The following is a 13487-nucleotide window of genomic DNA, read 5'->3' on the forward strand; positions in this document are numbered from 1 at the left end:
CGCCGGGCGTGCTCTAGGACCCTTCGCGCGTGCCCTACCTCCCGCCGGGCGTGCTCTACGACCCTTCGCGCGTGCCCTACCTCCCGCCGGGCGTGTTCTACGACCCTTCGCGCGTGCCCTACCTCCCGCCGGGCGTGTTCTACGACCCTTCGCGCGTGCCCTACCTCCCGCCGGGCGTGTTCTACGACCCTTCGCGCGTGCCCTACCTCCCGCCGGGCGTGCCCTACCACCCGTCGGGCGTGCCCTACCCCGCACAGGAGAAGCATGACCACCCCAGTCCAGACCGCTCGGGGCAGCGCCCCGGACGTCTGCCGGATCACCGTCGAGGGGCCGGCCGGGCGAGCCGATCTGGCGATCCCGGTGACCCTGCCGCTGTCCTCACTGCTGCCACTGCTCCTTCGGCAGGCCGGCATGCCGGACGGCGACGGCCGCACCTGGCTCCTCCAGCGCCTCGGCGAGGAACCCCTCGACCCCGACGGCACCCCCCAGACCCTCGGGCTGCGCCACGGCGAAGTGCTGTACATGCGCCCCGAGGAGGAGGTGCTGCCCGCCCTGCACTTCGACGACGTCGCGGACGGCGTGGCCCACGTGGTCAGCGGGCTGCCCGGCCGCTGGTCGCCCCAGGCGACCCGGTGGCTCTCCCTCGCCGCCGCCTGCCTGACGATCGCCGGGCTCGTCGCCGAACTGTTCCTCACCCCGGGCACCGGTGCCGCGGCCGAGGCCGGCGGCGGCGCCCTGCTGCTGGCCGGTGGCGCGGTGGCCGCGCAGCGACTCGGCGCCCGGCCGTCCGTCTCACTCGTCGCCGGCTGCGGCGCCCTCGCCCTGGGGATGCTGGCCGGCTTCGTCTCGCACCCCGGCGCCGACGGCGGTTTCGTCCCGAGTCTGTACGGTCTCCTGCTGGCCGTCGTCTGGGTGGCGGTGCTCGCCGGACCCCTGCTGGCCCTGCGCGTCATGCCGTACCCGGTACCGGGGACCGCCCTCGGCCTCGCGGCAGCCGCCGCGCTGACCTGCGGGCTGATCCTCGGCGCCGGCCGATCCGCGGCCCAGGCGACCGCACTGGTGGCCGGTCTCGCTTACGTCCTCGGCCAGCTGGCGCCCCGGGCCGCCCTGCGCCTTGCCCGCCTGCACGTGCCGCAACTCCCGCACAACGCCGACGAGTTGCAGCAGGACATCGAACCCCAGCCGGAAGAGGTCGTCCAATCCCGGGTCGCACTCGCCGGCGCCCTGCTGGACGTGCTGAGTCTCACCAGCGCCGTCGTGTACGCCGTTTCCTGGTGGCTGCTCGTGCGAAGCGACGGCTGGATCGGCTGGGTGTTCCCGCTGGTGTTCTCCGTGACCGTGCTGCTGCGCGCCCGCGAACTCACCGGCGTCATCCAGCGGGTCTCCACCGCACTCGCCGGCGCGACCGGCCCCGTCCTCGTGCTGCTGGTCACCGTCGCACCGCACGGCACCGGGCCCCGGTTCGCGGCACTGGCAGGACTGCTGGCGGCCACCGCGCTGCTGCTGGTCGCCGCCGAACGGCTGCCCGACCGCCGGCTGCTGCCCATCTGGGGGCACATCGGCGACATCACCGAGTGGCTCACCGCCATCGCGCTGCTGCCGCTTCTGCTCCAGATCGTCCACGCCTACTCGTTCATGCGATCGCTCGCAGGCTGAGGAGGCACGATGCAGACGCGACGCGACCACCTGCAGGCGTACCAGTTCGCCATGGGCCGGCTCGCCACCGCCCTGGTGACCGGCGACCCCGGGCGGGGAACCAGCCCGACCCGGCGGGGCTCGGTCGGCACCTTCTTCGGGGCGGTCCTGGTCGTCCTGCTCTGCGCGGGCTTCGGTGTCTACGGACTCGTCAAGCCGGTGCAGAAGGACACCTGGCGCCAGCCCGGCACGATCATCGTGGAGCAGGAGACCGGCACCCGCTACCTGCTCGTCGGCGACAAGCTCAGGCCGGTGCGCAACTACGCCTCGGCACTGCTGCTCACCGGCTCGCGGGGCACCGTGCGCACCGTCCCCCGGGACGTCCTGGCGAAGGTCCCGCACGGCTCGGACATCGGCATCCCGGGCGCCCCGGACTCCCTGCCCGCCCCGCAGGACGTGGCCTCCGGCGGCTGGACCCGGTGCCTGCGGCCCGACCTGAGGGCCGGGCAGGTACTCGACCTCACCCCGGGCCGCCTCACGGCCGTGCCCGCCGACCGCCAGGTCGTGCTCGCCGACCCGAAGGGCCGGCGCTATGTGCTGTGGCGGGGCACCAAGTACCCCGTGCCGAGCAGCAACACCCTCATCGCCCTCGGGCTGGACGCCGACGAGTCGGTGCCCGCGCCCACCGACTGGCTGGACCAGGTGCCGACCGGCGTCGCCCTGGCCGCACCGGCGATCTCGCACAGCGGCGCCCGCGCCGGGACCGTGGCGGGCAAGCAGGCCCGGGTCGGCCAGCTCTTCCGCACCTCCGGCGGCACCGGCGCGGGCACCTACGTCCTGCTGGACGACGGCATCGCGCCGGTGAGCCCCACCCAGGCCGCGCTGCTCGCCGCCGTCAAGGGCGCCCCACCCGCGGTCACCCTGGACGCCAGCGCGCTGGCCTCCGCTCCCGTCTCCCGGCACCCGGCCGCCGCCACCGCCCTGCCCGACGTGCTGAACGCCCCCGCGGTACCGCTCGGCCGTGCCGCGGTGTGCGTCCGGCAGAAGACCTCGGGGGTCCGCCTGACCAACAGCGTCGTACTGGAGTCCGGACCGGCGGCGACCGGCCACAGCGCCGTCGTGGTGGCTCCGGCGCACGGCCTGCTGGTGCTCGACCAGGACCAGATGCGCGCCGGGGTGTCGAGCCCCCAGACCTACCTGGTGACCGACCAGGGCACGCTCTTCCCGTTCGGCGACCGCCAGGCCGCCGGGTCACTGCGGCTCAGCGGCCCCGGCACCGCTATGCCGGCCCAGATCCTGCACCTGCTGCCGCGCGGTCCCGTACTGGGCAAGACCGCGGCCACCGCCACGCTGAAGGGGTGATGAGGGTGCGGCTCGACCTCACGGCGATCCCCGCCTCCCGTACCGGCCTGCGCACACGCCAGGTGGGGCACGCCCTACTGGTCCACCGCAAGGGCGAACCCGACCCCGGCGCGGTCGCACTGGCCGCCACGCTCGCCCCCGACCCGCCGCACCGGCTCGTGGTGGCGGACCTGCCCGTCGACGCACGGTCGGGGGAGTGGGACGCGCTGGGCCGGCTGCTCGCCCTCCGGTCGGCGGGTGTGGTGCGCTTGGTCTTCGGCCGCGGCACCCCGGCGGGCGTACGCCGGATCGGACAGGCGGTCGCCGACCGCACCGGAAGCGTCGTGCTGGCGGCCGACGGCACGCCCCGTCAGGTGCCGGGCGGCGGCCTGTACGTGCCGTACGACCGTGGCAGCGGCTGGTTGCGCTTCCAGCAGGGCCGCCCGCCCGCGGCCGATTCACGCCGGTTCCCCAAACCCCACTGGGAGTACACCCTCTCCGAGACCCCGTGGACCCCGGTGCCGGGCGCCGTCGTGGAACCGACCGCCGCCGGGCTGTGGCTGCGCAGCGCGGACGACAGTTCCGGCTCGGCCGCCGCCAGCCGGAACTGGCTGGTGGACCGCGTCCCCGGCGGCAGCGACTCGCTCACCGCGGTGCTCGGCTCGCCGGGCGGCCCGCCGGTCGAACTGTCCGCCGCCGTACGGGTGTGGCACAGCGTGCTGTCGTCGGCCCGCCCGTCTCTGCGGTTCCTCCAGCTCGGCCCCGTGATCCTGCCCGAAGGGGTGGACTCCCTCGGGCAGGGGCTCGCGGACGCCGTCGGCGAGCCGGTGGTGTTCTACACCGGGCTGCCCGCCGTACCGCACCTGCGCAGCGAAGCCCCGCACATCGAAGTGCCGAACCGTGACGGCACGGCCGCGTGGCGCCCCTTCGCCGGCGAGCTGGTGTACGCGCCGAGCGGCGACGGGACGCCCACGCCGCCGACGCTGCTCGGGATCCGCCCCCCGGTGAGCGGCGCGGAAACCGCCGACGGCGTCTACCCGTACACCGACGAGACCGTGCTGGAGGTGATCCAGAGCGGTCTGTGGCTGCGGCCGACCGCTGAGCCGGACGACGCCGACCGGGTTCGCCGTGCCGCGGCCGCCCCGGGCCGGGCGGCGATCCTCTACCACCGCGCGGCGGGTGACGGCGCCGAGCGCATGCGGCGCCTGGCCGAGGACATGCTGCGCCAGCTCGACCCGGCGCTGCGCGAGGCGTTCCGGGTCGGCCCCGCGGACGCGCCCGGCGCCGCACTCGGGTGGAGTGACGTCAAGTGGTGGGCGGAGGCGGACGGTAGCGCCCGCGCCATCGCCCCGGGACCGGCGCACGGCCGCCTCGACGCCTCCTCGGACCGCCCCGCGCAGGCAACTTCCTCCCACCATGCCCTGGCATCGGCCACCGCCCCTGCCCCTACCCCGGTGTCCGAGCCTGCGCTCACGAGCCACCTGGCCACCGGACCGGCCACCGCGCAGACCGTCCTCACCGGCGTGAACGGCGGTGCGGCGACGGCCGGTTCGAGTGGCGCGGTCGGTGGAGGGGGTGTGAACGGCGGGCTTGGCGCGGTCGGTGGAGTCGGAGGGAATGGCGCGGGTGGTGGAACTGGAGGGAACGGCGCGGGTGGTGGAGCCCGCGGAAACGGCGCAGGTGGTGGAGCCCGCGGGAATGGCGCGGGAGGTGGAGCCGACGGGAATGGCGCGGTCGGCGGAGCAGGCGTAAACGGCGGGCTTGGCGCGGGGGGCGGAGTCGGCAGCAACGGTGCGGTCGGCGGAGCCGGCCTGAATGGCGGGAATGGCGCGGGCAGTGGAGTCGGTGGGAATGGCGCGGGTGGACCGACCGGCATCGACGGCACCGTCACGCCCGTGGATCCAGCGGCGCGGCGTCCTGCTCAGCCCGTGGATCCCGCGCAGCCCCGCTCCGTTCTGCCGGTGGATCCGGCGTACCCGCACTCCGCTCAGCCCGTGGATCCCGCGCAGCCCCACTCCGCTCTGCCGGCGGACCCCGGCGCCGCGCCTGCTGCCCCCGCGGTCCCGCCGTACTCGCCGCCCCCGGACGGCGGGAGAACCGGCGCGGCCGGGGATCCTGCCGGGCCCGCCCGCACCGAGTTTCCCGGTGGCCCCCATGACGGCGGCGACACGTCGGTCGCGGGTGCCTCCGGGCCGGACACGACACCACCCGGTGGGTCACCACCCCTTTCACCGGCGGGTCCCGGCGGCCTGCCCGGTGCGGCGTCCGGGGGGTACGACGGCTCGGACTCCGTTGGGGGTGCCCCGGGCACCGAACGTGCGCAGCCGGTCGGCCGCCCCTCACCCGCGCGACGCCCTGCCGTGCTGGACCTGGACTTCATGCCTTCGGCCGGGGGCGCGCCCGCGCGGCCGGGCCCCACACCCCCGTCTGACGTCCCTCCACTACCCGCACCCCCCGCACCACGACCGGGCCCCCTTCCGACCCCCACGCCTCCCACCCCCACGCCCGAGTCCTCTCCCGTCGACCCCGGACAGCCGCCGTTCCCGGCGATCCCGACGACGCCACCTGCACCTGCGTCCGCTCCTCCCGAGCCGGTGCCGGTGCAGCCTCCGTCGCCTGTCGCACCGACGCCTCCGTCCGCCCCCGCCGCCGCGCCCACCCGGATCCGGCTGGAGTCCGGCCCCGCGCGGGCGGTGGGCGCGCCGGAGGGCACCTCTGGTCCAGCACCCGTCCCGGCGAACCCGGCCCCCGCTCAGGAACGGGCGGCTCCCGCCCCTGCCCCCGGCGTACGGGTGCAACCCGTCCCGCCGCCCGCGGCCAGTGCCGTCCCGGCGGGACGCGGGCTGGCGCAGGAACGGGCCTGGCTGCGCAAGACGTTCAGTACGCAGTACGACGCGCTGTCCGGCAGCGTCGCGCGGGTCATGTCGGAGTCGCCCGGTCTGCAGGGCATCTCCCGGGAGGACGCCGCCGTGGCGCTCACCGAACTGGTGGCGGTCCGCCTGTATCTGAGCGGCGACAGTGCCAGGGTGGACGCGGCCGTGCGCCAGGCCAAGGCCGGCCCGCACGTCCCGCTCGCCCGTTGCGTGTCGGCCGGTCTGCAACGGCTGCCCTCGTACCGTGGCCCCGCCCTGCTGCGCGCGCCCATGGAACCGGCCGAGCTGGAGTGGTACGAGGAGGGCCGGGTGACCACCGAGTGGGCCTTCTGCACGGCGCAGACCACGCCGTACGCGACTCGGCGCCCCGCCGTGGACGTCCTCCTCTGGTCGATGACGGCACGCCGTACCCGCCTGGTGGACACCTCCCGGCCCGACCAGGTGGTGTTCGTGCCCGGCACCGCCTTCAAGGTGCTGCGCAGGGACGAGGGGGACCAGCCGGTCCTGCTGCTGCGGGAGATGTCCGCGTCGGAGACCGCACCGGCCGGGTCCCGTGGCGCCGACGGCACCGCGCCCGGCCGGCGCCTGCCGCTGGACGACATGGCCCTGGACGGGCTGTCGCGCGCGCTGGATCTGTTGCGCACGCACCAGGCCGACAGCCGGGCCGCCGGGACGCCGGTCCTGCCCCACGGCGCACCGCCGGGCCTGTTGCCGGCCACCTCCCCACCCGCCACCCGACGAAGGAGCAACTGAGTGACGCGCCAGGTTCTGTACGTCGCACCGGACCGCGCCGGGGCGTACCGGTCGATAGCCGACGCCCTCGGCGACGCGCGGGACGGCGCGCTGATCACGGTGGCGCCGGGCCGGTACGAGGAGGCGCTGCACGTCACCCGGCCGGTGACCATCGCCGCGCAGGACACCGCGCGCCCGCCCCAGGTCCACACGGCGTCCGGCAGCACCCTGGTCCTCGACGCCGAAGCCGTCCAGCTGTCCCGGCTGCACCTGACCGGCGCCGACCAGGACGCACCGGTCCTGGACGTGCGCCGCGGCCAGGCCGCGCTGGACGGCTGCAAGGTAGCGGGCGAGGCATGGGCGGCCGTCCTGGCGTGGAACGAGGGCGTGCTCGCACTGCGGGACTGCGAGGTGGCCAACGGCCGCGGCGCCGGGATCGTGGTCACGTCCGGCCGTGCGAACGTGGTGGAGCGTACGAAGGTCGCCGACGTGGCCTCCTCGGCGGTGGTGGTGGCCGAGCACGGGCAGTTGACGGTCCGGGACTGCCGGCTGGAGAAGGCCGGCGGCAACGGGGTGTGCGCCAACGGAACGAGTACGATCGTCGTCGAGGCGACCCGGATCGAGGGCTGCGCCAAACCGGCCGTCGCGGTGGAGCAGCAGGCGCGGGCCCGGATGCGGGACGTGCACGTGCTCGGCGGCGCGGCCCTCGACGTGTATCTGACCAGCACCGGTGAGGCACTGCTGACCGGCTGCCGGTTCAGCGGAGCCGCCCGTCAGTCCGTGCACATCGGCGCCGGGGCTTCCCCGGTTCTGCGGGACTGCACGGTGGAGGGCGGCGGCGAGGCCGGCGTGCAGGCGGCTACAGGGTCCCGGCCGCGCCTGGAGGAGTGCGTGATCAACGGCGGGCAGGTCGGCCTCGTCGTCGAGTCGGACGCCGTCGTGGAGTGCGCGGGGCTGACCGTGCGGGACGCGGCGCAGGCGGCCCTTCAGGTGGCGGACGGCGGGCGCGTGGTGGTCGAGCGGCTGTCCGTGTCGGGACGGCGGGGCGCCGCGGCGGTGGTACGCGGCGGCGGGCGGCTGGACGTGCGCGACGGCGACCTGGCCACCGGCGCGGGCATCGACCTCGACGAGAACGCCGTGGCCGAACTCACCGACGTGCGGGTGCGGGCGTCGGCCGGCTCGGGCCTGTCGCTGGCCGGCGGCTCGCAGGCCGCGCTCACGGCGTCGGCGGTGACCGGTTGCGCCGTGGTGGTCGGCTCGGACTCCCGGCTGACCGCCCGGGACAGCGAGTTCGCCGATTCGGACAGCGACGGCATCCGGCTGGTGGGCGGCGGCGCCCTCACCGCGATCGGCTGCCGGATCTCCGGCGCCCGCGGCCACGGCGTGCACGTGACCGCCTCCTGCCAGGCCGAGCTGGCCAATTGCGCGGTGTTCGGCAACTCCGGCGACGGCCTGCGCAGCCTGAGCGACGAACTGGTGGCGGTGAGCGACTGCGACATCCGGGACAACGGCAGCGGCGCGATCGGCGAGTCCTCCGGGTTCGGGGCCGCGCGTCCGGACGCCGCGGACGGCGGCGCGGGCGCCGGCGGCGCGGGCCGTGTCGATCCCATGCGCACGGTCGGCCCGCTCGCCGAACTCGACGCGCTGGTCGGCCTGGAGAGCGTCAAGCGTGAGGTCACCGGCCTCATCAACCTCAACAAGATGGCCCAGCGGCGCCAGGAGATGGGCCTGCCGATGCCGCCGATGAGCCGGCATCTGGTGTTCGCCGGCCCGCCCGGCACCGGCAAGACCACCGTCGCCCGGCTCTACGGCGCGGTGCTGGCCGAACTCGGCATCCTCTCGCAGGGCCACATCGTGGAAGTGGCGCGGGCGGACCTGGTGGCCCAGATCATCGGCGGCACCGCCATCAAGACCACCGAGGTGTTCAACCGGGCGCTCGGAGGCGTCCTCTTCATCGACGAGGCGTACACCCTCACCAACCAGTCCCGCGGCACAGGACCCGACTTCGGGCAGGAGGCCGTCGAGACGCTGATGAAGCTGATGGAGGACCACCGCGACGAGATCGTGGTCATCGTCGCCGGATACTCCGCGCAGATGGACCAGTTCCTCGCCTCCAACCCCGGCATGGCCTCACGCTTCGCCCGCTCCGTGGAATTCCCCAACTACAGCCCGGCCGAACTGGTCACCATCGTCCGCGGGCTGTGCGCCAAGCACTACTACGAACTCTCCGAGAGCGCCCTGACGGCACTGGTCCGGTACTTCGAGGACGTGCCGAAGGGCGCCACGTTCGGCAACGGGCGCGTCGCACGGCAGGTGTTCGAGGAGATGATCAGCCGGCAGGCTTCGCGGCTCGCCGCCGATCCTCCGCAGGACAACAACGAGTTGAGCGTGCTGATCGGGGCCGACGTCCTGACCGTCGAACCGCCGAGGAACACACAGGAGCCCGCGCCGGCCGCCGACCAGCGCGGCGGCGAGAACCCCTCCGCTTCGCTGCGCAGGCTAGGGGCGATGGTCGGCCTCACCGATGTCCGGACGGCCCTGACGACCAGGGTGCGAAGACTCGTCGCGGCGCGGGCGGAGGGCCAGGAACCGCCGATGCCGCGCGCGGCCAACCTGGTGTTCGAGGGCGGTCTGGGTTCGGGCCGCGGCGCGCTGACCGCGCTCTACGCACGTGCGCTCGCCGAGTCCGGGTTCCTGGCGCACGGCTCGGTGCTGAGGCTGCCTCTCTCGCGGGTGTCGGCGCGATGGGACGGCCAGCCGACCGCCCGGCTGGCCGCCGCGCGCGCGGACGGCGACGGCGGGATCCTCCTGCTTGAACTGGACCCGGCCTTCGACAAACGGCCGCAGGAGGAACAGGCACGTGTGCTGGCGGCGGTCGCGGAGGCCGCCGCCCGGCCCGGCCTCGTCACCGTGCTCGCCGGCTCGACGCCCGAACTGGTCCGGCTGCTGCGGGAGCACAGCGCGCTGGCGGCGGGGTTCGCCCAGTACCTGCGGCTGCCGCCCTACACGTCCGCGGAACTGGCGGAGCTGGCTGTCCGACGGCTGGCCGAGGCCGGCTTGACCCTGTCAGAGGAGGGCACGACGGCACTCGTCGCCGAGTTCGAACGCCAGCCCCCCGCCGGTGCGGCCTTCGGCGTGCACCGCCTGGCCGATCTGGTCGCACGCCGGTCCGGAACGCGTTCGGTGGGAATTGCCGAACTGCACGCCAGCGGCGCCGTTCCGGAACCGGATCGAGAGGCCCAGCCCATGGCGCTCTGACCCGCCGGCCCTTATGGATCCTCGAAAATCCAGGACAGGGCGGGCGCGTGGGCCTAAAGGGGGGAGACAGAAAGGAAGACATCGGCGGTCGGCCGGGCAGAGAACCCCGCCGGGCGTCCCATGGCCGCCGGTTGTGAGAACGATAGAAGCCGAACGGAACAGATTGGCCGCAGGTACCGGTGAGTTGACGCCGAGTCCTGGGCCCCGAATGACGTGGAGAGGTGAACATCATGGCGGCAGATCTCACACAGGTAGATCTCGATGGCATGATTCAGGCCCAAGGGGCCTTCCAGACGGCCGTGGACGAGAGCGCCAGGTCGTACGCCAACATGGACGGCCAGTACATGGCGCTGTCGGGCAGCTGGAAGGGCACCGCGGCGGCGAAGTACACGGAAGCGGTCGGCTCGTGGCTCGGGGAGTTCAAGACGCTCCTGGGCGCGCTGGAAAACATGCTTTCGACGCTTTCGCAGAACACGGGCGTATACGCCGACGTCCACGCGCAGACCGACCAGCAGGCTCAGGCGATTGCCGCGGCAATCGAAGCAGGTGGTGGCGGCCTGCCGAACTTCCAGTAGCCCTCGCCTTCACCCGGCGCGAAAACCGCACCGCAGTTCCCGCGCAGCTCCGCACATACCCGAGGAGAAAAAAATGGCAACCTACAGTGTCCAGCTGGAAGAAGTGGCGTTCATCGCCGGTGAGATGGAGACGATCACCGCAGCGGTGACGGCCACCAAGAACGACCTGGACAACCAGGCCGCGATGCGACTCAGTGAATGGACGGGCGCGGCCGTGGAGGCGTACAAGGAGCAGCAGAAGATCTGGGACGGGGCCGCGGACAAGATGAGCGAACTGTCTCTGGCCATGACCAAGGCGCTCCAGGAGATCCAGCAGTACTACGCGGAGGGTGAGGCCACCGGCACCGCCCTCTGGGCCGGGCGCTAAACGCCATGGGCGCAGGCGAGGCCGGAGGATTCGACGACCCGGCGGCGGGCGGAGACAACACCCCGCCTCCGCCGGACACCAGTTACTCAGGCCCCACAGAAGTCGACCATTCCCCGGGTAACCCCAGTTACGGAGGGGACGACCTGCACCCCCCGGCGGTGCCTTCCGGCGGGGGCAAGGGCAGCGGGCACACCTCCATCGACACGCCGTCCATGGAGCTCTTCGCGGCGAACATGGACAAGCTCATCGAACCGGTACAGGCCGCGCTCGATGGACTGAGCGACGTGTCGGTGGCACCCGGCGGCTTCTACCACGCCAACCTCATCCGCACCAACATCAACGGTCTCAACGCCGATGGCGGTCTGAAGGCGTCCTTCCAGCATGTGCTCAGCGATCTGGTGCAGGGTCTCTCGGACACCCGGGACACCATGAAGTCACTGAGTGTGAAATACATCAACATCGAGGACGCCAACAAGATGAAGGCCGCCGATCTGCAGCAGGCCATGCAGTCCGCACAGGCCGACTTCGACGCACTCAACAAGGACGGAGGCGGAGGTTCCAGCCCTTCCTAGAGGGTTGGCAGGGCGCCGACGCGGCCCCGGTCCCGCCACTGTCCGGATGTACAGGCGGGACCGGGGCGTCGGTGGTGTGCGGGAATGCGCGACGGCGTACAGGGAACGGCCGGTGAGGACGGAACGTCATGGCGGACGGCGACGACAAGTACAACAGCGGTGGCTTCAAGGAAGGTGAGGGTTCCGGAGGCGGCGTCTTCTCAAATCCGGGGAGCGACCCGGGTTCGGTCTCCGACTACGACACGTACGACTGGAAAAAGATCGAGGCGGTGATCTTCGGCATGTCCGCGGGTAAGCGGGACGCCGCGAACCTCGAGCGTGCCTCCCAGGTGGCCAACCCGCAGTCGATGATGGACGGGTCCGTAGCCTTCGACCGCGTCCAACTCACCCTGGAGATGGTCGCCCAGGCCCTGATCGACCAGACCAAGGCGCTGGCCGGTTCGGACGGTCCATGGAAGGGCGACGCGGCCGACGCCTTCTTCGACATCATGATGGCCTTCTCCCGAGGCGTGACCGCGAACGCGAACGTGCTGTCCGGCGGTGCGTCCGGCAGCCACTCCGTGCCGCAGCAGATCGCCAACAACGCCGTGAGCCTCAGAAGCGCCCAGCAGATCATCCTGGAGATCGACTCCTTCTACGCCGACCAGGCGGCCTCGCACTACGGCTTGGGGCCCGACAGCCACGGAAACATCCCCGTGAGCAGGGCCGGCAAGCTGGCCGAGATGATGACGGCGGACATGCGCAAGGTGCTCAAGAGCCTCGCGCACAACTACCAGGTGACGATCGACAACATCAAGGCGCCCACCTCCGGAGGCCCCGGTGGTCTCGGCAATCCCCCGCCACTCGACCAGCCGCCGCCCCTCGACCAGCCGCCCCTCGATACGACCATCCCCGACGGAGGGTTTGGTCCCGCGGTTCCCCCCGGCGCGGGGAGTCCCGGCGGCACCCATTTCCCCGGCAGCACCGATGTCGTGAACCCCGACGGTGGGTTGGGTCCTCTGGTTCCCCCTGGCGACGGGGGTCCTGCCAGCGGTTTTCCCGGCGGTACCGATGTGGGGAACTTCGACGGTGGGTTGGGTCCGGTGGTTCCCCCTGGGGATGGGGGTCCTGCCCGTGGCTTTCCCGGCAGCACTGATCTGGCCATCCCCGACGGCGGGTTGGGTTCCGTCGTCCCTCCCGGCTCCGGAGACCTGCCCATGGACACGCCGGCGGCATTCGGTGGAAACACCGACCCCTCCGCAGGTGGGAACGCACCGCTCGACTTCCCCGGGGCGACCGATCCTTCGGCCGGCGGAGGCGCAGGACCGCTGGACTCGTTCCCCGGAAGCACCGACCTGGCCAACCCGGCAGGGGACACGGGCGGAGCGATGCCCTTCACCAGCCCTGGCTTCCCGGGCGGCACCCGCCTCACCGCTGGTGGCACGGATTCGAAGGCCGGTGCTCTCGCCGACGGCTCCTCGCCCTTCGGCAGCGACTCCCCGCTCCAGGACTTCCCCGGCGACACGGCACTGAGCAGCGACAACCCGCTCGGCGGCAGCACTGCCGGCGACCTCGGTTCCCCGTCGGGTCTGCCGGGTGACGTCGCTCTGGAGTCCCCCGCGGACACCGCTCTCCCCGGCACGGCCGACAGCGCGTTTCCAGGAAGTACGAATCTTGCCGATGCCGCCACTCAGAAGCAGGGTGGCGGGATGCCGTTCATGCCGCCCGGGATGGGTGCGGGTGGCGGTGCCGGTGGTGGTGCGCCCGGTGGGTTGACCGATCCGTCGGATGCTTCCGGGCTGCTGGACAGCAACGCGGATCCGTTCACAGGAGACACCACGCTTCCCGATACCGCGGGCGGCGCTTCCCCCGGTGGCGCGTTGCCCGGTGGTACTGGGCTCGATCTGCCGTCGACGCCGGATGCCGTGGACACGGCCTTTCCCGGGACGACCGATCTTGCTGATCCCGCCGCCACTCAGAACCAGGCCGGTGGGATGCCGTTCATGCCGCCCGGGATGGGTGCGGGTGGCGGTGCCGGTGGTGGTGCGCCCGGTGGGTCGACCGATCCGTCGGATGCTTCCGGGCTGCTGGACAGCAACGCGGATCCGTTCACAGGAGACACCACGCTTCCCGATACCGCGGGCGGCGCTTCCCC

Annotated in this window: 8 protein-coding genes; all 8 read left to right on the forward strand. The window is 73.0% G+C overall.

Features of this window, described 5'->3' with window-relative positions:
- The first annotated feature begins 264 nt into the window (after positions 1-264).
- Positions 265-1656: a type VII secretion integral membrane protein EccD gene (eccD, locus tag ACGFYV_RS36960; protein WP_393882936.1), complete on the forward strand. Its 1392-nt coding sequence runs from the start codon at positions 265-267 to the stop codon at positions 1654-1656.
- Positions 1657-1665: 9 nt separating this feature from the next.
- Positions 1666-2997: a type VII secretion protein EccB gene (gene eccB / locus ACGFYV_RS36965; RefSeq protein ID WP_393882937.1), complete on the forward strand. Its 1332-nt coding sequence runs from the start codon at positions 1666-1668 to the stop codon at positions 2995-2997.
- A gap of 5 nt (positions 2998-3002) precedes the next feature.
- Complete coding sequence (locus tag ACGFYV_RS36970) at positions 3003-6602, forward strand: hypothetical protein (RefSeq protein ID WP_393882938.1); 3600 nt, start codon at positions 3003-3005, stop codon at positions 6600-6602.
- On the forward strand, positions 6603-9839 hold the full coding sequence (locus ACGFYV_RS36975; protein ID WP_393882939.1) for a right-handed parallel beta-helix repeat-containing protein: 3237 nt from the start codon (positions 6603-6605) through the stop codon (positions 9837-9839).
- Between the two features lie 230 nt (positions 9840-10069).
- Positions 10070-10414: a WXG100 family type VII secretion target gene (locus tag ACGFYV_RS36980; RefSeq protein ID WP_393882940.1), complete on the forward strand. Its 345-nt coding sequence runs from the start codon at positions 10070-10072 to the stop codon at positions 10412-10414.
- 73 nt (positions 10415-10487) lie between these two features.
- The gene (locus tag ACGFYV_RS36985; protein WP_393882941.1) at positions 10488-10781 is read left to right on the forward strand and encodes a WXG100 family type VII secretion target; all 294 of its coding nucleotides are present in this window, start codon (positions 10488-10490) and stop codon (positions 10779-10781) included.
- Between the two features lie 158 nt (positions 10782-10939).
- Positions 10940-11353 carry a hypothetical protein gene (locus ACGFYV_RS36990; RefSeq protein ID WP_393882942.1) on the forward strand — a complete coding sequence of 138 codons (414 nt, stop codon included), beginning with the start codon at positions 10940-10942 and terminating at the stop codon, positions 11351-11353.
- Between the two features lie 128 nt (positions 11354-11481).
- The coding region (locus tag ACGFYV_RS36995) for a WXG100 family type VII secretion target (RefSeq protein WP_393882943.1) at positions 11482-13487 on the forward strand (2006 nt) is incomplete at its 3' end.

The sequence above is a fragment of the Streptomyces sp. NPDC048297 genome (genome assembly GCF_043201585.1).
Taxonomy (GTDB): Bacteria; Actinomycetota; Actinomycetes; order Streptomycetales; family Streptomycetaceae; genus Streptomyces.